The organism is Flaviramulus sp. BrNp1-15 (assembly GCF_022259695.1).
Classification (GTDB): domain Bacteria; phylum Bacteroidota; class Bacteroidia; order Flavobacteriales; family Flavobacteriaceae; genus BrNp1-15.
The window spans coordinates 1,367,445-1,388,981 of the sequence record NZ_CP092099.1 but is presented as its reverse complement, the minus strand read 5'-3'; the positions used below and the strand labels follow the sequence as shown (position 1 = coordinate 1,388,981).

General features: G+C 28.2%; 19 protein-coding genes. 2 read left to right on the top strand and 17 right to left on the bottom strand.

The genetic code is table 11. From position 1 onward, the window contains the following. The first annotated feature begins 291 nt into the window (after positions 1-291). Complete coding sequence (locus tag MBM09_RS06250) at positions 292-1,278, top strand: PorV/PorQ family protein (protein WP_238676320.1); 987 nt, start codon at positions 292-294, stop codon at positions 1,276-1,278. 10 nt (positions 1,279-1,288) lie between these two features. Continuing rightward, the gene (locus MBM09_RS06245; RefSeq protein ID WP_238675988.1) at positions 1,289-2,470 is read left to right on the top strand and encodes a DUF4105 domain-containing protein; all 1,182 of its coding nucleotides are present in this window, start codon (positions 1,289-1,291) and stop codon (positions 2,468-2,470) included. Here MBM09_RS06245 and MBM09_RS06240 read toward each other — a convergent pair. The 17 genes from MBM09_RS06240 to MBM09_RS06160 all read right to left on the bottom strand — a co-directional run bounded on the left by MBM09_RS06240 (position 2,457) and on the right by MBM09_RS06160 (position 21,531). Beyond that, a complete protein-coding gene (locus MBM09_RS06240) occupies positions 2,457-3,848 on the bottom strand; it encodes a sugar transferase (protein WP_238675987.1) in 1,392 nt (463 codons plus the stop codon). The two genes, MBM09_RS06245 and MBM09_RS06240, sit on opposite strands and share 14 nt — an antisense overlap. Positions 3,849-3,907: 59 nt before the next feature. After that, a complete protein-coding gene (locus MBM09_RS06235; RefSeq protein WP_238675986.1) occupies positions 3,908-4,921 on the bottom strand; it encodes a glycosyltransferase family 4 protein in 1,014 nt (337 codons plus the stop codon). Positions 4,922-4,940: 19 nt separating this feature from the next. Further along, complete coding sequence (locus tag MBM09_RS06230; RefSeq protein WP_238675985.1) at positions 4,941-6,296, bottom strand: O-antigen ligase; 1,356 nt, start codon at positions 6,294-6,296, stop codon at positions 4,941-4,943. Position 6,297: 1 nt separating this feature from the next. Next, a complete protein-coding gene (locus MBM09_RS06225) occupies positions 6,298-7,374 on the bottom strand; it encodes a glycosyltransferase (RefSeq protein ID WP_238675984.1) in 1,077 nt (358 codons plus the stop codon). 1 nt (position 7,375) lies between these two features. Continuing rightward, complete coding sequence (locus tag MBM09_RS06220; RefSeq protein ID WP_238675983.1) at positions 7,376-8,494, bottom strand: glycosyltransferase family 4 protein; 1,119 nt, start codon at positions 8,492-8,494, stop codon at positions 7,376-7,378. A gap of 5 nt (positions 8,495-8,499) precedes the next feature. Next, entirely contained in the window at positions 8,500-9,507 is a 1,008-nt protein-coding gene (locus MBM09_RS06215; protein WP_238675982.1) for a hypothetical protein, read from the bottom strand. Between the two features lie 20 nt (positions 9,508-9,527). Then, complete coding sequence (locus MBM09_RS06210) at positions 9,528-10,259, bottom strand: bifunctional 2-polyprenyl-6-hydroxyphenol methylase/3-demethylubiquinol 3-O-methyltransferase UbiG (protein ID WP_238675981.1); 732 nt, start codon at positions 10,257-10,259, stop codon at positions 9,528-9,530. A 110-nt stretch (positions 10,260-10,369) separates the two neighbouring features. Next, positions 10,370-11,335, bottom strand: a complete 966-nt coding sequence (locus MBM09_RS06205) for a glycosyltransferase family 2 protein (protein ID WP_238675980.1) — start codon at positions 11,333-11,335, stop codon at positions 10,370-10,372. A 32-nt stretch (positions 11,336-11,367) separates the two neighbouring features. Beyond that, complete coding sequence (locus MBM09_RS06200; RefSeq protein WP_238675979.1) at positions 11,368-12,900, bottom strand: glycosyltransferase family 2 protein; 1,533 nt, start codon at positions 12,898-12,900, stop codon at positions 11,368-11,370. Next, entirely contained in the window at positions 12,897-14,045 is a 1,149-nt protein-coding gene (locus tag MBM09_RS06195) for a glycosyltransferase family 4 protein (protein ID WP_238675978.1), read from the bottom strand. The genes MBM09_RS06200 and MBM09_RS06195 overlap by 4 nt, the downstream gene beginning before the upstream one ends. Then, positions 14,042-15,436, bottom strand: coding sequence for a CDP-glycerol glycerophosphotransferase family protein (locus MBM09_RS06190; protein ID WP_238675977.1), 1,395 nt, complete (start codon positions 15,434-15,436; stop codon positions 14,042-14,044). Before MBM09_RS06190 ends, MBM09_RS06195 begins: the two co-directional genes overlap by 4 nt. Further along, positions 15,437-16,264: a polysaccharide pyruvyl transferase family protein gene (locus MBM09_RS06185; protein ID WP_238675976.1), complete on the bottom strand. Its 828-nt coding sequence runs from the start codon at positions 16,262-16,264 to the stop codon at positions 15,437-15,439. It lies immediately after the preceding gene. A 2-nt stretch (positions 16,265-16,266) separates the two neighbouring features. After that, the gene (locus tag MBM09_RS06180; RefSeq protein ID WP_238675975.1) at positions 16,267-17,142 is read right to left on the bottom strand and encodes an N-acetylneuraminate synthase family protein; all 876 of its coding nucleotides are present in this window, start codon (positions 17,140-17,142) and stop codon (positions 16,267-16,269) included. Between the two features lie 13 nt (positions 17,143-17,155). Continuing rightward, entirely contained in the window at positions 17,156-18,310 is a 1,155-nt protein-coding gene (locus MBM09_RS06175) for an acylneuraminate cytidylyltransferase (RefSeq protein WP_238675974.1), read from the bottom strand. Positions 18,311-18,378: 68 nt separating this feature from the next. Next, positions 18,379-19,518 carry a glycosyltransferase family 4 protein gene (locus MBM09_RS06170; RefSeq protein WP_238675973.1) on the bottom strand — a complete coding sequence of 380 codons (1,140 nt, stop codon included), beginning with the start codon at positions 19,516-19,518 and terminating at the stop codon, positions 18,379-18,381. Then, positions 19,518-20,612: a glycosyltransferase family 2 protein gene (locus tag MBM09_RS06165; protein WP_238675972.1), complete on the bottom strand. Its 1,095-nt coding sequence runs from the start codon at positions 20,610-20,612 to the stop codon at positions 19,518-19,520. The genes MBM09_RS06170 and MBM09_RS06165 overlap by 1 nt, the downstream gene beginning before the upstream one ends. Positions 20,613-20,619: 7 nt before the next feature. Then, the gene (locus tag MBM09_RS06160; RefSeq protein WP_238675971.1) at positions 20,620-21,531 is read right to left on the bottom strand and encodes a glycosyltransferase; all 912 of its coding nucleotides are present in this window, start codon (positions 21,529-21,531) and stop codon (positions 20,620-20,622) included. Positions 21,532-21,537 lie beyond the last annotated feature (6 nt).

Sequence of the window (21,537 nt, the reverse complement as noted above, 5' to 3'; positions counted from 1 at the left end):
TTAATATTGTAAAAATAACAAACAATTTCAGTCTAAAGCAATATCTGTAATAATTTCAAGTTTATAGGTTTAAATATTATGTGCATCTTTCCTGTGTAAAAGTTAATTGTTTTAAATTTGTCACAGGTAACCTCCGTATAAATTTTTCATGTGTTCTGATTATATTTACATCTGAAAAATTTATGTCGGTTTGTAAAAAAATTGCGATTGAGACCTTACATAACTGCATTATTTTTTGTTTTATCAATATCTCTATTTAGTCAAACCGTTAGAAAATACTCTAATGAATTTATGAATATTGGTGTTGATGCCGCTGCATTAGGTATGAGTAGTGCGGTAACTTCGCATACTGCCGATGTAAACTCAGGATATTGGAACCCTGCAGGTTTATTAAAATTAGAAGACAACCAACTAGCTTTAATGCACTCCAGTTATTTTGCAAATATTGCAAATTACGATTATGCAGCTTATGCAATGCCTTTAGATGATAGAAGTGCCGTTGGATTATCTTTAATTCGATTTGCGGTTGATGATATTTTAAACACCACTCAGCTTATTGACGAACAAGGCAATATAAATTACGATCGTATTAGTTTATTTTCAACTGCAGATTATGGTTTAACTTTTTCTTATGCTAGAAAACTTCCTGTACAAGGTTTAAATTATGGAGTTAATGCAAAAGTAATACGAAGAGTTATTGGCGATTTTGCTTCCTCTTGGGGTTTTGGTCTAGATTTAGGAATTCAATTCGAAACTGATAATGATTGGAAATTTGGTGTAATGGCTCGAGATATCACCACAACTTTTAATGCTTGGGCTATAGATGAAGAACAATTTGCTACTATAAGTGATGCCGTAGAAGGACAAAATCAAGAGTTACCAGAAACTACTGAAATCACCATTCCTAAATTACAAATTGGAGTTTCTAAATTAGTAAACTTTAATGCCGATTATTCATTACTATCTGCAGTAAATTTAAATGTTCGGTTTGAAGAAAATAACGATATTATTTCAACATCTTTTACAAGTATAAATCCTGCTTTAGGTTTTGAATTCGGATATACAGATATGGTTTATTTACGTGCCGGAATGGGTAATTTTCAAAATGAATTACAAATAGATAATACCGAACAATTAAGTTTTCAACCTAGCTTTGGTGTAGGGTTTAAATACAACGGTATTCAAATTGACTATGCTTTTACAGATATTGGAGACCAAAGTGTAGCACTCTATTCCAATGTCTTTTCTCTAAAACTCGATTTTAGTATTTTTAGATAATTTTTTTTACATGAAAAAAACACTTCTTTTTTTATTTCTACTAATTTTTGTTGAAGTAACTCTGGCTCAACAACAAACTTTATCTGAACATGCTAAAATTAGTGTACTTACAGTGGCTCCAGGCGCATCTTTAAATGACGCTTTTGGACATAGCGCATTTAGAATTTACGACCCCGAATTAGGTCTTGACATCACTTATGGATATGGTGAATATGATTTTGATGCGCCTAATTTCTACTTAAAATTTGCTCAAGGAAAACTTAATTATTTAATGAGTGAAATTGAGTTCCAGAGATTTTATCAGGTTTACGTTTACTATAATAGAAGCATAAAAGAACAGGTTTTAAACATTTCTCAAGCCGAAAAACAAAAACTATACGACTTTTTAATAAACAATTATAAACCAGAAAACAGAGGTTATCTCTATGAATTCTTCTTTGATAATTGCGCTACCAAAATAAAAGATGTTGCTAACATTGCATTAAACAATAACATTACATTTAACAAACCAGAAGGTTTTAACGATGCAACTTTTAGAACCTTAATTCAAAATAATTTAAATAGAAATTCTTGGGGAAGTTTAGGTATTGATGTTGCTTTGGGTTCGGTAATTGATAAAACTGCAACTCCAGAAGATCATATGTTTTTACCTGAAAATATTTATAATTTTTTTGAAAGTGCTACTTTAAAAAACAGATCTGAACCGCTAGTTAAACGTAGCCGTGTGTTATTTCAACAAAGAGAAGTTATTAAATCAGATTCATTTTTAACAAGTCCGTTGTTTGTTTTTGGAATTATTGGGTTAATTATTCTGTTTATAACTTTTAAAGATTACAAAAAACAAAAACAAAGCAAATGGCTTGATGTTTCTCTATTTGTAATTACTGGAATTATTGGTGTTTTTATCTTACTACTTTGGTTTGCCACAGACCATATAGGAACGCATCAAAATTACAATCTATTATGGGCATTTGCACTTAATATTATATTTATAGGTCAGCTTTTAAAAAAACAAATAAACCAATGGTTTGTTAAATACTTAAAGTTTTTGATTATTCTTCTTTGTCTTTTAACTATACATTGGATGATTGGAGTGCAAATATTTGCTATTGGTCTACTTCCTTTTTTAATAGCACTTTTTGTTAGATATGTGTTTTTAGTAGGGTTTTACTCTAAAACTACTGACCCCTAAAGAAAATAACTGTACTTAATGTTTTTATTAAGGTTATAGCATCTAAAAAGAAGCTTCGATGCTTAATATAATACAAATCATACTGAAGCTTAAGTAAGCTATCATCTACCGTTGAGCCATACCTAGTATTTACTTGTGCCCAACCTGTAAGACCTGGTTTAACAATATGTCTGGTTTCATAAAAAGGAAGCATTTGAGATAATTCTTTGACAAAAAATGGACGCTCAGGCCTCGGACCAATTAAACTCATTTCTCCCTTTAGAATATTAATAAATTGAGGTATTTCATCTAAACGAGAGTATCTTAAAAATTTACCGAAAGGAGTAATTCTAGAATCACCTTTTTTTGCCCAAACTGCACCAGATTTTTCAGCGTTTTTAATCATGGTTCGGTATTTAATTATTTTAAAAAGCTTACCGTTTTTACCTACACGATCTTGTATATAAAAAAGAGGACCACGATTACCAAATAAGTTTCCTAATAATATAATTGGTAGAAATATAATGCCTACTAAAATCCCTAAAACAGATATAACAATATCGAAAACACGATGAAAAAAAAGATATAATTTATTTTGATTGCTTCTACTAAAAGGGAAATATTTATAAAAATCTTTTCCTACAAATTGTACCGGAACTCGTTGAGTTATTTCTTCGTAAACTTGAGTGTATTCCTTTATTGGAAAGCCTTCTTCAAGTAATCTTATGAGTGTATAGTAAATCTCAGAAGTAATAGATTCTGAATTATAACTTGCAATAACTATTTCTGAAATATTTTCATCTTTAATAACCTGATGAATTTGCTTTGGACTATATTCCTTAATAGCGTTAAATTTAACAGTTTCCATTTTGTTAATCTCACAATTAACAAAACCTACAATTTTATAATTAGGATCAGATTTTTTAAAAGCTTCCAGAATTGTTTCAATGTTTGACGTTTCTCCAATTATTAAAACTTTTTTATAAAATCTAGGAGAGACTATAAAATTTAAATATGCAATACGCCACAATAATAATGCGACAAGCATTGAAAAGAAGAAAAACAAAATCTGTAAACGATTATCTGGTAATACTGGTGTTAAAAAAGGTGTCAATAAGTAAAATAGAACTGTAGTAGACACAGTAAGAACAATACTTGAAGAGACTTTCTCGATTTTACTGGACTTTTGTAAATCATACAATTCGAAAACAGTTCCGAATATTGATATATAAACAATGAGTACTAAAACCCATGTCCAGTTTTCTTTTGTTATGGAGAAGTAATCAAACTTAAAAATGTTACCTACAACATAAAGTATAATTAGTATTGATAATACATCGAAGACCCTTAAAAGAATTTTGCGTTCGGATATATTAAAATGAATACTGCTTTTAAACATTCTTATAAGCTAAAATGAGAGACCATAAAGATAGTAAGTAAATTTAATTAAGCTAGAATTTATTGAAAGAGTTCTTCCCACTGATTTTTAACGATTTTCCAATCATATTGTTCTATTTTTTTCCTTGATTCTAAAATCATTTGATTAGTTTTCTCTGGAAATTCTATTAAATTTTTAATAGCTTTTACAAATAATTCTGCTGAATCAGGTTCTACTAAAAGTCCATTTTTATTATTTTCAATTAAAAAAGGTAAGCCTCCAACATTTGTAGATACTATTGGTAAACCTAATGCCATTGCTTCAATAACGCTAACAGGCATATTATCAAAATTTGTTGTATTTATAAAAACATTGTATTCCTTAGATAAATTTAGCCACTTTTTTTTTGATAATTTTCCTGTGAATTTCACATCAACTTTCAACTGTTTTGCATAAGCTTTTGCTTCTTTTAAACTTCCATCACTATCTGGACCAACCATACATAATTCAGTGTCAATATTTTCAGTTTTCAGCTTCTTCAAAATCTCTACAGCTAACAATGGGTTGTATATTTTTGAAAATGATCGTACCCATAATAATTTAACTTTATCAAAATTTCTCTTTTTAAAAGTATAATTTTTAAGTTCAATAGTGTTAGGTATAAAAATTATATTATTAATTCCAAAAGATACAAATTTAGACATCATGTATTTTGATGGTGCCACATTAACATGCGCTTTCTTAAAAATAGCTTTAGACAGTTTAGGAGAATTTTCTAACCTATTAGGTAAATTACCTCCGTGTAAAATTGGAACATATTTTAACTTCAAAACTCCACATAATTGACTCACAAAAAATGCATAATAAAAATTTAATGTACTATAGGTATCTATTAAAACATAGTCCACTTTATTTCTATACTTAAAACATGTATGGAGCATATGTAGTAATCGTGTGAAAATATTTTTTTTATCTGAAACTGAAAATACACTAAAGCCGCTTTCTCTGAGTAATGGTGTTAATATATCTATTGAAGATAAATTTGTTTTATCATCATTTCTGGATTTGTTTCCTATGTATACAATACATTTCAAATACTACTTATATTATGCTTTATATTAATTTTACTGGTCTTTTAATCTTTTTAGGTTTACTAAATTGAATATCTAATAAGCATAAACCATAAATAAAAGCTGGTGCAGCAATTCGCATTGCAGAATGATTTATGGTTAAAAACCAAAAAAGGTAAAAAGAATAAAAAAAGACATTTGATTTATTATTAAATCTAAAAAATAACGGCACAAATAATAAAATCAAAAACGCAGCTACACCAAACAAACCGTGTTCAGATAAAATACGACTCATTTCATTATGCGATGCTGCCTGTATACCTTCTTTTTCTTCTCTTAACTCTTTAATTTCACCAACACCTACACCTAAAATGGGATTATTCAAAAATTCTTCAACTTCAAAAGAAATTAAATTACTTCTTCCAGTTGTTACATCTTCTTTTTCTCTACCTAATGCATCTCGGTTGGTATATCTATTTTCAATTAATCCACTTGTTTGAATTGAAGAAATTAACCATACAGATAAGCCTAAACCTATAAAAATGAATACAAGTCTACTAATTCTAAATTTAGCTTTAACATTAACTTTCTTGAAATAAAAATAAATAAAGACAGCTATCATAATTAGAGCAGTTATAACTCCTCCTCTACTAAAAGTAACTATACCTCTAAAACTCATTACCAATAACAATAATCCATTTAATAATTTTAATAAGAAATTTGGTGAGAGCATAAAAAAGCGAAGTGTAAATACAAAAACTCCCAAACCTAAAACTGTTGATACCTGATTAGGTCCAAAACCACCAGAAGCAGCAAAATTTGAACCCGTACCTGTTATTGTTTCTCTAATATCTGGTGTATATAAAAACAAATATGTAGTCATAGCTATCAAAGGCCATGCCATTGATAACAGAACTTTATGTATACTTTGATAGCTTATTTTTCTCTTATAACAAAAAATAGCAACTATACCCAAACATACTGGTCCACTCAAATTAAAGGCAATATTAGTTCTAAGAGATGTTTGTTCTGTTGCGTTAAATCCTGCTACTAAAATTCCTGGAATAAGAAGAAATATGTAAATTATGTATGGTATGGGTTGCTTAGTTAATCTAGTTGTAAAAATTCCAATCAATACAAATAGTATTACTAAATATTTAGATGCCTCATATAAAAAATTACCGCCTGTCATTCTTATAAAAACTTCAGCACCAACCACATAACCGCATGCCACTAAAACTCTTATAGCTTTTTGCGATGGTTTAGATTTAAAAATATCATAAGTAAAATATATAAAAATACCTAACAAATATACTTTTGATAATGCTGAAAAACCATATATAAAAACACCTATTAATAGATGTAATACAATAACCTTTATATAACTAAAATTTTTCAATTTATTTAAGGTAAATATTATAAGTTTTAATAATAGTATCTAATTGTCTTGATAGTGAATAATTTTCTACAATATGTTGATTAAACTTGTTTGCTAAACTAAGTCTCATATTCTCATTTTTAATATATGAAACGATTGCATTTGCCAATTCTATTGTTGAACACGGATTTACCAACAAACCATTAACTTTATTATCAATTACTGTTTCACACTCTCCAACTTTAGTAGCTACAACAGCCAAATTTGATAATCCATACTCAAGTAATGCTATAGGAAGTCCTTCTGATTTTGAAGACAACACACCAATTTCGCACTGTGACAAGAAGTTATATATATCTGGTTTACTTCCATATAAAAAAACTGAGTGTTCTAAATTTAGTGTTTTAATTTTTTCTTCAACTAATTTAGAATAATTATCCTTAAAATTTTTACCAATACAGTGCAATGACCAATCTGGATATAATTGATGAACTTCTTTAAATGCTTTTAAAAGTGTAATATAATCTTTTTGTTCTCTTAAATTTGCTAAACAAACAATACGTTTACCTGAAACACCATTCAAATTGGTAACAGAACACTTTTTATCTATTTTTGCAAAATTTGGTAAATACGTTACATTTTTAACTTTTAGCTTTTGTATTGCCCAACCTTCCAGAGATTTATTCACACTAAAAACATGAGAAAAACATTTAGAAAAGGGCTTCAAAACAGTATGTTTTCTCTGGGCTAAAAATTCACTATTTCCATAATGATCGTGCCAGATTACAATTACTTTTTTGTTTAAGAACTTTATTAGTGTTGCTAAAAAAAATGAACTAGAATGTGCATGAATAATTTGTATATGGTTAACTTTTATAAACTTATTTAAACGCTTAATCGCTACAAAATCAAATTTACTTGTTTTTTTTAAAAATAAGTACTTAACTTTTTTTGAGAGACTTTCCTTTAAAAGGCCTTCTTTTCTAGTAGCACATAAAAAAGAGCCTTCAATATTGTTAGATAATCCATTAGCAATGTTAACAGCCACTCGTTCTGCCCCTCCAGTTTGTAAAGAATCAATTAACTGTAAAACCCTCATTTTAAAATCTTAATAATTTGGATATTTCAACTTCAAAACTATCTAGTGTGTAATTTTGAGACCATTTTGATGCTAATTTAGACATTTCAATGAGTTCTTCCTTTTTATTTAAACAGGTTAATATTTTATTTGATGCTTCCTCTACATTTGGTTCAATTAAAATACCCCTGTTTCCATAGTCTAACATTGATGGTATACACGATATTGAAGTAGAAATTGGTATAACACCAAAAAACATAGCTTCAGCTATGGCTTTAGGCCAACCTTCAGATTTTGATGGTAATATTAAAAAATGTCCTTCTTTAAGTGCTTGTATTAAAACTTCTTTATTTTTATTTCCTTTAAATGCAATAATGTCTACCAACTTATTTCCTATGATATACTGCTGCAATTCTTGTATTAATTTACCTTCTCCATAGAAGTCTAATTGTAATGAAATGCCTTTTTTATGTAGAGCTTCAATAATTTTTATTGCTAATAATGGACGTTTACCTTCTACAAGGCTACCAACAAAAATAAACTTCAAATTCTCATTATAAGATCTTATTTCAGGTAACTCTTTTTCGTTATTGGTAAATGTAGCGGTAAAAAATGATTTTATATTTTTTGTTTGTTTTTTCCAGTCACCATAAACCAAAACTTGTATGTTTTTAGTTAAAAAGTTATTACTTAAAATTTTTTTTTGAAGCCTGTAACTTAAAGGTTGTTTAGCTTTTGGATCCCAATTACCAGCATATTTTGCTGTTTTTAATGTTTTGGGAAATAAAACCTGAATAAAACTTCCTATCAAACCTATATTTCCAGGGCAACGTAAGTGTATATGATTTGTTTTTCTAAAAGCATTAAATATTACAAAAAAAATGTAAGGGGTTTTTAAAAATGATAAAAATGCTTTTTTTATGCTTGTAAACTCAAGGGATGGAATTTCTTTAAATTGAATTTTAGGATGCTTGTATTCCAAATCTATTGGCGAAGATTTTTCAGATGTTTTAGGCGCTACAATTGTAACCTCATCAACATACTTAAACCAAATATTCATTTCTCGAACATAAGGCGCATAAGCTAAAATATTATTGCTTTCAAATTTATGCTTTACATGTGTGATGATTAAAAACTTCATTCTTATTACAAAACATTTTCTCTTATTACATTTAAAATTCTATTTATATAGTTTTTTGGATGCAAATAACGCGTACTCCAAATAAAATTATTTTCACTCATTTCAAGATATTTTTTTTCTTTTAATAAAAATTCAATTTTTCCTGGGATTTCTTCAAATGATGAACGTGATGATAATATTTCATAATTTACGTGCTCCTTAAAATTATCAATACAAACATTTAATGGTGTAGAAATAACAGCTTTTCCATACAATAAATATTCTCCTATTTTCCATCCTGGGGTGTTTTTTAAACCATCGTCAGCAATACCTATATTATATTGAGTTAATTTTTTAAGATAGCTTTTTTTATCGGATTTATCAGGAGGAAGTAGTAAATCCGGAGCTAGTTTATTAGAGAAACTATCACTATACAAACCTACAGATGCGTTTTTAAATTCTCTTTTTATAATCCTACAAGCATTTATTCTGAATTCATTTTGAAGCATTCTACGTTCTTTCTCTTCCTTATCAGGATTATTGTCTGGATTCCATAACCTTGTATAGTAAAGTATATTTCCTCCAAAATCAGAAATGTTTTTAGGATAATTTCTAATATCCAATGTTCCGTGTCCTGAATTTGTAAATAGTCCAAAAATATCTAAAGCTCTCCCTATTTCAGTTTTATTAAATTTATGAAACAATAAATCTTTATTTAGTTTTAATAGTAGAAGGTGGCTCTTATAAGCCATTGGTACATTAAAATTCAATGGAAATATATTATTCTTTTTATCTTTTTCTAACAGAGAACGTTTAAAATAAAAATCAAAATTATTTGGTAAATCTATAAACTTAACATCATCAGAATAATCAAAAAGAATTGATTTATCATTTACTATTAATAATGCGGAATTGAATTTAATTTTTGAATTATAAACAATATTTACATCTATTTTATTGGCTCTACAATAATAAAAATAGGAGTATACCAAATGTGTTAAATGATGCGTCCATATTGATAATTCTAGTTTCATATACTTTGTAAATTAAATAATCATTTTTGAGCTATAAAAAATATGGTAGAACCATGATATTTATTAAAAATGGCTTTAATAATATTTTTATAAAAACTTAAAGACTTATACTGTAAATAGGGTAGTTTTTTGATTTTTACTTGACAATGATTAAAGTTATTAAGTTCGAAAATATTTTTAATACTTTGCTTTGTAAAAAAATTTAAATGTATAGGAGGGGTATCTTGATAAAGATTATCTACTTCTCTATCTGGATAATTATATATTTTGTTATAATTAGGAGTTGATAGAATAATTTTACCATTCTTGTTTAGTTTATTATAAGCTAGTTCAATAAACCTTTTTAAGTCTTGTAAATGCTCAATTACTTCCCATAACAAAATAACATCAAAAGACTCATCAATTTTATCCATAATCTTAAAATCCGAGTTTACGGTATTTAAATTAAGTTTTCTTGACTTTTCATAAGCTTCTTTATCTATTTCAATTCCCAAATATTTAATTCCCTTATTTTTACTTCTAATATAAGCACCCATTAGTCCAATACCACTTCCTATTTCGAGCACAGATTTACATTTAGTTTTTAGAATATGTTTTCTTAAAATATTAGATCTATGATATCCTATTTTAATTTTTTTATTTTTTAATAACATATCATATTCATTAATTACATAGCTACTATATTTAGCATTTTCATTATTATAAAGCTTATCATATAACTGTATGATTTCATCATGAGAATATAGTTTCAAACAAAAAATCAACTTGCAATTTTCACATTGTCCTAAATTAAATTTCTTATTAATTAAGTTAACCTTACTGTTGCATATTTTACAATTCATTCTATCTATATTTTATTGTATTAAATATTCTTAAGAGGTTTGTTAAAAATAAGAGAAAACCAACCAACTATTCTCCCTATACTTTCTGTAAATGCTGCTTTTTTATCTTGAGTATTGAATATATTTAAAAATCTAATACTGGTAAGTAAAAATGCTGTAAGATGCCATTTTGCTCTGGCTTTTATGTTTGGATTAGGGTATTTTACACGCCATACATACCAACCATTTCTTACTACCATTTTTCCATATTTATATCTATTAGGTCTTCCTTTTTCATCATGATAATGGTTTAATTGTGCCGAGGTATTAACATATAACTTACCTAATTTTGCTATTCGTAAACTAAAATCGGCGTCTTCATAAAGTCCGTAACCTTCAAAATAGTTTGAAAATCTTAAGGTTTTAAAAACTTCTTTTCTATAAGAAGATACACCACCCATTATAAGTTCTACTTCATAAATTTTTTCTGAAGGTGGTAAAAACCCAATTGACCTTCCATGAGCAAATGTTGGCAAAAATCCTGGTTCTGCATCTGGTAGTAAACCAAATTTACTCCTGAGTTTAAAACGTGAAGGCTCTTTACGAACCCAACCATCATAGTAAAATTCATTAGGTGTTAATTTTCCTATTGATTTTTTCCAAATAACTTCATTTTTAATGTAACCTCCAACTGCAAGTGCTTCATCTTTTTTTTGATACGTCTCTAGAAGTCTTTCAAAATAATTAGATTCTAAAACAATATCATCATCTAAAAAACATATAATTTCTGAAGTATCATCAACTAAATTAATACCGTAATTACGTTGTTTAGTTAAACCACGATTATTTTCATCCACTAAAACGTATTTTAAATTCTTATAATTGCTTTCCTTTAATAATTGTGATGTTTTTTTGTTTAAAGATCCATCCACAACTATAATCTGGTTTGGATATAGCGATTGAGAATTTACTGAATTTAGTAAATTTTGTAGAGCTATTGGCCTCATGTAAGTACATATTATTAAAGAAAAACTCATAATTACTTACTTTTCAATTGATTTGCCCAACGTATACTTTCTAACCATTGTTTTTTAAATGTCTTATAATATTTAATAGGATTTTTAATCTTTTGACTTTTGTAAAACTTAATAAATAAATTGGTTTTATATCCAAGTAGTTGATACTTTGTTGTATGATTCATTCTACTAAGCATTACTGTAGGTGATGGCTTAGGTCGAATTCCTTCTTGTTTTTCCCAAGAATGAATAAATTCTGTTCTAAAACCTCCTATTGGTGCTTTTAAATGTAAAATTTTAATATTTGGCATGTAAATTACGTCTGTACCTAAATTTCTCAATTGCATACCAAAATCAGTATCTTCACCATAACCATGTTCATAAGCCATATTAAACTTAACATCATTTAAAAATTTTGATGATATAACACTACAACCTCCTCCAAAAGCATTCCACTGAACTGGATTCTTAACTATTTCTACTTCATTTTGTTGCAAATAACTCATTGTAATTACTTCAAAATTGCAATCTTTCATTTTATCTATTACAGTTTTAAGCAAAGTACTTTCAAATCTATTATCATCATCTGCTAAATAAACATAATCTGATACTACTTTACTTAAAGCTAAATTTCTCGCATTACATGCTCCAGTTTGATGTATAAATTCATGGATAATTTTAAATGGCCAGGAATTAGTTTGAATAAAATCTAACTCAGATTCACTCGTTTCATCTTCATTTTGCTCTATAATTATAACTTGTTTTGGTAATACTGTTTGTTTAGCTAAATCTAATAAAACATCATATAAATAGTTTTTTCTTCCAAGTGTAGGTATAATAACATCAATTGTTGTAAATTCATTTACTTTTTGATTTTTCAAAGATTCTAAATGAAAGGTCAATGAAAACTTAATCTTCTTCTCAAAAAAAGTTCTAATAAAAGCCAATACAGGAAATTTTTTATCATAAATAACAACGTTTATTAATAATAAAATACTCCAAATACTTCTATAATGCTGCTTTACAAACTTAAATAAGTTGTAAAATGAAGCTTGATTATTAGGGAAGTATGAATCATTATTAATTAATAATCGAGGTTCTGAATAACAAAACAAACCATTGGGCATACCTAACTTAGCTATGGAATTAAGTACAAAGTCTAAAGGTTGATTTAAATTAATTTGATTTTGAAATTTTAGTAACTGTGATGCATGAATTGCTCCTATATTACTACTCATATGCCAAGTAGGATACTTAACATTTTTATTCACTTTTAAAAAAGGCGAATCTTCTACATATCCAATTTGAGGTGGTAAATACTGATTTTCACTGTATGACAACATCATATTTTTTAGATAAAAAGCAGCATTTAATCCTTCAAAATTTAATTGCCCTTTTTTAGATTCATGACACCAAATTAAAATATGTTCTCTATATTTTTCAGCAATATCAAACAAAGCGTTAGTAACACTTTTTATAGTTTTATCAATGGATTGATTCGTTTCCAAATCAATAATTTCAACTACAGTTTCGTTTTGATGAATTAATAAGATCATAGTTTTAAAACAGATTTATAATAAGCTATATTTATATCTGCATTTTTTTCAATATTAAAGCGTACTTCTACCTTTTGTCTTGCCGCTTTACCCAATTGTAGGCATAAATCTGGGTTTTTTAATAAATTGAGTATTCTTTTAGAATATAAATCGATATTACTTGGATGTGCCAAATAACCATTCATCCCATCATCTATTATTTCTTGTGCCCAACCTATACTTGTATTAACTACTGGCTTTTGCATAGCCATAGACTCAATTGTTACCATACCTAAAGTTTCGGCAAATGAAGGGAATACACAAACATGTGCATTGTTTATATATTGTTTTACTTCTGTGTAAGGTTTTTTCCCTAAGTAATTTACCTGCTTTAAAGCTTTTTTTGAAAATATTGATTCTATTAGCTCAAAAGTTGATGCTGCTCCTGTTTTTACATCAGGTGAATCGTTTCCTATCATAATAAGTTGAGCATTAGGATTTACTTCTATTACTTTATTAAATATTTCTGCTAGTTCAAAAACCCCTTTTTTCCGTATTACAGTACCTATGTAAAGTATGACATTATGAGAATAAACTTCTGGTTTAATGTTAGCAAAATTTTCTAATTGTAACCCATAATGAATAGTTTTGATTTTATTTTTATCAAGTCCGAAAATTTTTCTCGTTTCAATGCCAGCGTATGTTGTTGGTGCAATAAATGCTTTTGCTCTTTTTAAAGCCAATTTTTCAAACAAAAAGTTTTTAAACTTTTGTTTTCTGTTTTCTAATTTACAGAAGTATGCATCACTGCCGTGAAACCTAATTATTAGAGGCACATAAAACTTCATAAAAGCAGTAATTCCCGTCCAATCTGGAGCTTCTAATATAGAAATCCCCTTTTCTTTAACTACTGTATTAACATATTTTTGAATATACTTTCTATAAAAATACCAAGTTAATAACTTATACTTTTCTTTTTTTATTAAATGAATTTCAACGCCATTATCACTTATTACTTCAGATTGGTTTTGATGATAAACAAAAACTGTTACATCTATTCCTTTTTTAACAAGTGTTACAGCTAAATTTTTTATACTTGTTGCAATTCCAGCTGCATGACTTACTTGTGGGTGTGGATACTCCGATGTAATGAAACCTATTTTCATTCCAGTATTTTTTTTATGGACTTCCAAATATTCTCTGAAGCTTTAGTAGGCATATCACCTACCACAATTTTATACCACGCTTTGCATTCTTCAACATTTGATAATGTGCCATCTAAAATTTTTTTTACTAAATGCTCTAAATCATTTTTATTTGTACAAAACACAGCTGCTTTATCACTTGGCATACTTCTAAAATGAACGTATTTGTAATTTTGACCAATATCGCGGATACCTTTTTTAAGTTGTGGTTGCTCATAATTATAATAAATACAAGGTTTATTATGAGCTACAAAATCGAACACCGTAGATGAACAAACATTTGTTACAAACTCACTGTGCTCACAAACATTATAAAGCATTTTAAAGTCTTCTGGTGTTGGCAAAACTTGATTCCATTGTTTCCCTACTTGTTCCCAAATAGGATCTAAAACTTCAATTATATCCTGATTTGCTTCTATTACGGCATTATATCTTGATGTAAAATCTACAGGACATTTTCTATAAATGATACCCAAATTCTCACCTTTACTATTTAAACTTCTAACAGCATTTGCTAAATCTTGTAAATAATACTGATCTAATGGTGAAGTGGTTTCATCATCACCAGAAAAACAAATGTATTTTTTGTTTAAATCTAAATTATACTCTTTAAAAAAGGCTTCTTTAGTTTGCCTTAAACCGGTATTGTAATGCGGTTCAAATTGTGGTGTTCCTGTAATAAATACTTGATTTTCTTTTACAAAAGGATAATATTTTAAAACCTCTTGCTTCATTAAATTACTCCAAACCACATAGTAATCTGTTTCAACAACTTGCATAGCTTTGGGTACGTTGTCCCAAGAATACACAAAAGCCACAGTTGGAATACCTAAATCTTTTGCTGCTAATAAAGCACTTATAGATTGTGTAGAACGTTGTGTTGTGCAAAATATTAAATCTGGTTTTTGTTCTTCTAATTGGGCTTTACAATATTTATATTTTGATGTTGTACGTTCTAATTTATTTATTTTTTGTCTTAATTTGATAATACCTTTTTCTGAAGAATACAAACCAATTAACCATTTTGCATAAAGGCTTCTAACGATATTTTTTAATCCTTTATAATTAAACGGAAATTTATAAGTTGGATACACATCATCATTAAACTTATTTCTTGATACATTTAATTCAGCTCGCTTCCTTGCTCTTGAGTAAATTGATAACAGTTTATGAGTGGTATGATTTTCTATCTTTAATTCCTTAAAACCCAAATTATCCTTTAGAGAAAAAATAGTGTTATTCCAATAGGTAATATCGAATCCCATTTCCTCACCAATTTTCTTAAAATCAGTAAAAGCAAAATTTCGTAAACCTACACCATCTGGAAAAAATACAAAAACTTTTTTCTTCATTTACACTTCACTTTTAAACGGACAAACTGCCATTAAATTTTCACACAAATTATTAATTACCAATCGTTTTGGAAGTGATTCTATATTGCTAAAAAGACTTTCTAATTCTTGTATGCTCATTTTTGAATCTTTTATTTCTGGCTTATATGGAGATATTGACACTGACTCAAAATAATCTTGATATTTTATATCATCACCAAAAACATCGTTAGAAAATTTTTGCCATATTGCAGGAATACCATAAGTATGAGCTACGATAATACCGTGTAATGATGAAGATACAATTTTTTCACATTTCAAAAATTGATTGGTAGTTTTTTCAATATCATTTGTCATTAAATCAATTAATAAAATAGACTCTTCTTTCTTGTAATGGTGTTCAACTTTTTTATAATCTCGGTAATGTGGAATAATCCCTATTTTGTATTCTTTATTTATTTTAGGATTATAATATCTTGGTAACAACAAAGCAGGGTCTCCATAAATTTCGGGGACTTCATGACCTTTTGCTATTAAAAACTCTCTTGTTTGCGGTCCTCTTACTGCTAGAAATTTTGCGTTTTCAACCAAATAATCTTTTGATATTATGCCACTTCCCCAAATCATGCAATTAGTAGTAACATGTGTTAGTATACTACCTACAGTAACATGAATTGGCTTAAAAAAATTGTATATTGAAAATGCTTTAGGATTTACCCAAATCACCTTTTTTTTAGATATTTTTTCTACAAGATATTTACCAAGTAAGTCACCATAATTTTCTTTAGACTTTCCTTGTAACTTAACTTCGTTCCACCAAAATAGCCTAATCTTATTGGATGAAAACATGATTATACTTTTTGATTTTTCAACTTATCGCGTTGTACTTGTTCAATAGGCAAAATATCTTGCTTTTTAAATTGTAAAGCTTTATGAACCGCATTTAAATCTCTTGATAGTTTACGTAAGCCCATTGGTTCTAATGATGCTGCATGGTCTGTTCCTTTCCATGTTCTATCTATAGTATAATGGCGTTCAATAATGTTTGCTCCAATTGTGTAAGCAGCTACATCTACAGCTATTCCTAAATGATGTCCTGAAAAACCTATATATTTAACATCATTTTTATATTTTTTAATCAATATATTAATATCTAACAAACAAACATCTTTAAAAGGCACAGGGTAACCCGAAGTACAATTATATAGAACCAAATCTTTATTTCTATTATGCTTTTTGAAAAGATTTACTAAACTTTCTATTTCATCTTTGGTGGTCATTCCTGTTGAAATATGTATTTCTCCTTCATAATTAAGACATAACCATTCTAGCATAACCTTATTATTATTACATGCTGATGGAATTTTAATAAACTCAGGATGTAATGAAGCTATTTCTTTAGCTGATGTTAAATCCCATACAGATGTAGAATAAGTAATACCTATTTCTTCGCAATATGCTTTTAATTCTTTGTGTTGATTAATATCAAATTCTAAATACTCTCTATGTTCACCATAGGTGTTACCATAAGAATTTACGGGATTAGGGTGAGGTTTATTGTATTGTTCTTGGGTTAATAACTCCTTATTATTACGCTTTTGAAACTTTACTGCATCTACGTTACAAAATATTTTAGCAACCTTTATAAGTTCTTTAGCAATTTCCATTTCACCTTTATGGTTACAACCAATTTCTGCTATAATGTATGGTTTTTTATATGTGTTCATTAGATTTATGGGGTTAAAATCTCTTATTATAATTTAGTATAAACTCACAAGCTTCTCTTATAGCACCAGCACCAGATTTTTTAGAAAGCACAATATCTGCATGTTGTTTCACAATATCTGTGGCATTATTTGGTACTAACGACCAACCCACACTACAAATATTAGATAAATCGTTAACATCGTCACCTATGTAAGCTATATTGTGTATTGATATTTTATGTGTTTTTATAATATGTTGCAACAAGCTGTATTTATCTTTTACACCTAAATACACATGCTCAATTTTCAGTTTTTCCATACGTTTAGCGACCAATTCTGAATTTTCTGATGTCATTACCATAACCTGAACGTTATATTGTCTTAAAATTTCTAATCCCATACCATCACGCATATCAAAACTTTTGGTATGCTCTCCATCTTTGGTGTAAGTTATGGTTCCATTGGTAAAAACACCATCAACATCTAAAACTAAATGTGTTATTTTTTCAGATTTCTTTTCTCTTTTTTGACGTTCAATAAGTAAATTTTCAACAACTAACCAATCTGACTCAGAATCTATTTCATGTAGGCTATCTTCTGACATATTAACTACTCCTACTTTACCTCCTAATCTATTTCTGGTCTGTTTAAGACTACTCTTTGTTGTGGTATAAACTGCGCCGTTTTCAATGAGTAAACCATCAAAATCTTGTCGACGTGGTCTTTTGTCAGGATTATAATTTAAAGGTTTTCCATTTTTATCCCAAAGAAACCGATGTGTATTTACCACTGTTAAGGCTGAATCATAACCTTCAATCAGTTTATCTAAACAAATATTAATATCTGTTTTTTTTGTAAACGGCGACGTGGCCTGCAGTAAGCAAAATATATCAAAATTGAAATCTACAGCCTCAGCATATTCCAACATAGCCATTTCGGTTGAAGCTGTATCGGTAGCACTTTCTGCACTTCTTAAAATTGGTTTTACTTTGTTTGTCCAGTAGTATTCTTTTATTATAAAATCAATAATGGTTTCATCATCCGTAAAAACAACAATTTCATCTAAATTAGAAAAAACAGCTTCACCCAACACCCATGTAAAAAGTGGTCGCCCAACCATTTTACGCTTATTTTTATTAGGTATGCCTTTAGAACCTTTTCTTAATGGAATGAAACCTATTTTTTTCATCGACAAAGTATATTAATATATATCATGCTAAAATACAGTTTGTTTTTTAAACCTTAAATTTAAAATCTTCAATTAATAATTGAATTATATTTTTTAATAACTTCTTTAGAAATGCTTTTCCTGCTTAAATTAGGCTTTATTTTTGTTTGATTGTAAATATGTGCTGATTGAATTAATTTCATATTATTTACTGCCTTAACAATTAAACTTTCTATTTCAGCACAATCATTATAATCTTCAATTAAAAAACCATTTACACCATGTTCAACAATTTCTGCTGTTGCGCCTCCTGGATTAGACTGAATAGGAAAAGCTCCTGCTATAACAGCCTCTAACAACGTATTTGGCATGCCATCAGAATTACTATTACCTACATATATTAAAGCATTTCCCATGAATTGTAACACATCTTCATGGTTTATTCTACCTAATATTTTGATGTTTTTCCAGCTTTTAAGCTCACCTTTATTGTAATAACTCACTACTTCTGCACCTGCACCAAAAACAATAATCTCGTAATCTCTTAAGGTTTTTTTAAGTTTACCTAAAGCTTGTAATACTGTTATAGCTCTACCTGAACGACCTTGAAAGCCTTTTATTAAAATTATTTTTCTGTTTTTAGTTGGTTGATTATATTGATGAATATATTCTACATCAAAACCTCCTCCTCCAGGAAACACACCTAAAAACTCACCTTTAAAACCATGCTTTTTTGCTAAATGATAATCACGTTCACAATCCGTAAAAAGGTAATTTATTCTAGGTAGGATTCTTTGAATATCATCTAGATATGCTTTATTATTCTGAAAATAGAAGAGATCACTTCCCCAAGATGAATACACCCATTTAATATTTTCATACTTCTTCATTACCTCATAAATTGGCGTACAAGACACATATAGTGCAAAGCTGTGTACTAGATCTGGTTTAATATCTTTTAAATATTCTTCAAAAATAGTTTCGGTTTTATTTTCATTATAACTTTGAATAAAATTATATAATTTAGGATATGTTTTTTTTATAAAAACTCTTCCAGGGTATTGATGTTTTAATTTCCAATTGATTTTTTGTTCTAACCAATTAAGTTTTTCAACATAATCGCTCATTCCAGAAATATCAAACCAAAAAACCTCATGCCCAGAATTTTTAAGTTGGTCTGCCCAACGAAAAAAATGCAGTGTAGGTATGGATACCATTACTATTCTCATTATTCGCAATACATGGTTAAAACAATAGTTTTTGTTTTTCGGTTAAAACTATAATTGTAAGGTTTATTTCGATGTTTCTTTATTATATCTTCTAGAATTAGATTATTAATTGATTCCAAATCTAAAATAGGAATCGTTTTTTTACCCAGAATTTTTTTAATATTATTTTTAGCTTTTACCAATACCGAAAAATCGGTTAGAGTTAATTGTAGTGTCTCATTTTCAAAATTATCTAATTGCGCTAAAAATGCTTTTAATTGCAAGTTTGACGCTTTTAAATACAATCTATGAGATGGCTTAGAGAATTTTTGATAAGCGTTTGCATCTGGTATTTTACCCCATTCTGTAAACTTATTCACTTGTTTACGGCTGGTTTGCTCTGTATTTAACATGTAAGCATGATTAACACGCTCTAATTGTGAATGAAATGGGTGTGTACTAGATTTGCTTCTGTAAGCTTTTGGATGCCACTGGTGTTTTAATAAGATCTCTTTATCATAAAAATAAACTGGCAAACCTTCATTTTTCATTCTAATATGAATATCGGTATCTTCTGCTCCCCAGCCATGATAAAACTCGTCGTAACCATTTAATTGTTTTAATACGCGTGTTGGAAATAATGTTGTACCTGTTACTTCGTTGGTTCCTTTAAATTCAACAATATAATCTTCAAATTTTTTATTTAATAAAGATTCATTTTGAGATATGAAACCATATTGAAAATAATGCACCTCGTTAGGTTTTGCTAAGGAGGTAGCTATATTTACAAATTCTGGATGAAACAACAAATCTATATCACCAACAAGAAAATAAGGTGTTTCACATGTTTTTAAAGCTATATTTATTGCTCGACATTTGTTCCATAACTGTCCAGACACCTTACAACTTATGAAATTTATTTTTGAATGTTCCGCCAAAACTTCCTGCAATTCATTAACATATACTTCATCTGAGCCATAGTCTACCAAAATGCAATTAAAATCTTGATTAATTTGATTTTCAATTGAGTTTAAACAATTTTTTACAATGCATAAATCGCGATTACGATTAGTGAGTACTAGGGTTATAGTTTTATGTGTTTTGAGGTTTTCCAACTAAAAATTATTTAATAGATTTTAATAATGAATATGTATAAAATTTAATAAAAGTAAACTTATATTTTTGCTGAATTAGTATTTGAATAAACAACTTTAATCCTTTTAAATATTTTTTTTCTCTGTTGTATTCAGCTAATATTGATTTTTTGGTTTGCTTAATGCTTGTTTGGATAATATCGTTTTTATGTAAAAAGTTATTGTCTGATGCTATATACTTAAGAATGTTTAAATTAACATTTTCAATATCGCTTAATGTTTTTCTGATTTTTGCAGAAACTCCAATTTCCATTCTGTAAACAGCGGTTACATCTTCTAAAAAATGAATTTTGCCTCCATTTTTTAACACCCACAGGTAAGTTGGCCAATCGCCATAAGGAAAATTCAAAATCCAATTAGGTAAAGGGTCTTTCATAGGAACATTTCTAAAAAGTGCTGTAACAGATGGGATTAAATTTTTAAAAATTAAATCATTGAATTCATAATATGCTTTTTTTCTATCTTTTTTATCTTCAACTAGACGATTATCTTTATAAAGCTTCATGTAATTAGTACCCACAATACTATAATCTGGATTGTTATCGAGAAAATTAACTTGTTTTTGTAGTTTGTATTCGTCTATCCAATAATCGTCTCCATCACAAATGGCAATATATTCGCCATCACAAGCTTTAATGGTTCGCATATAATTACTTATAAGCCCAATGTTTTTACTTAAAGAAGGTAGTAGTTTTATTCTTTCTGGATGTTTTTTTTGATAATCTTCACAAATTTGCCTAGTCTTATCTGTACTATAATCTTCGCCAATAACTATTTGATAATTAAAGTTAGTTTTTTGAGTTAAAAAACTATCAATGGTTTGAGCTATGTATTGCTCTTGATTATAAACCAATGTAAAAATGCTAACTTTTGTTTTCAATACTAT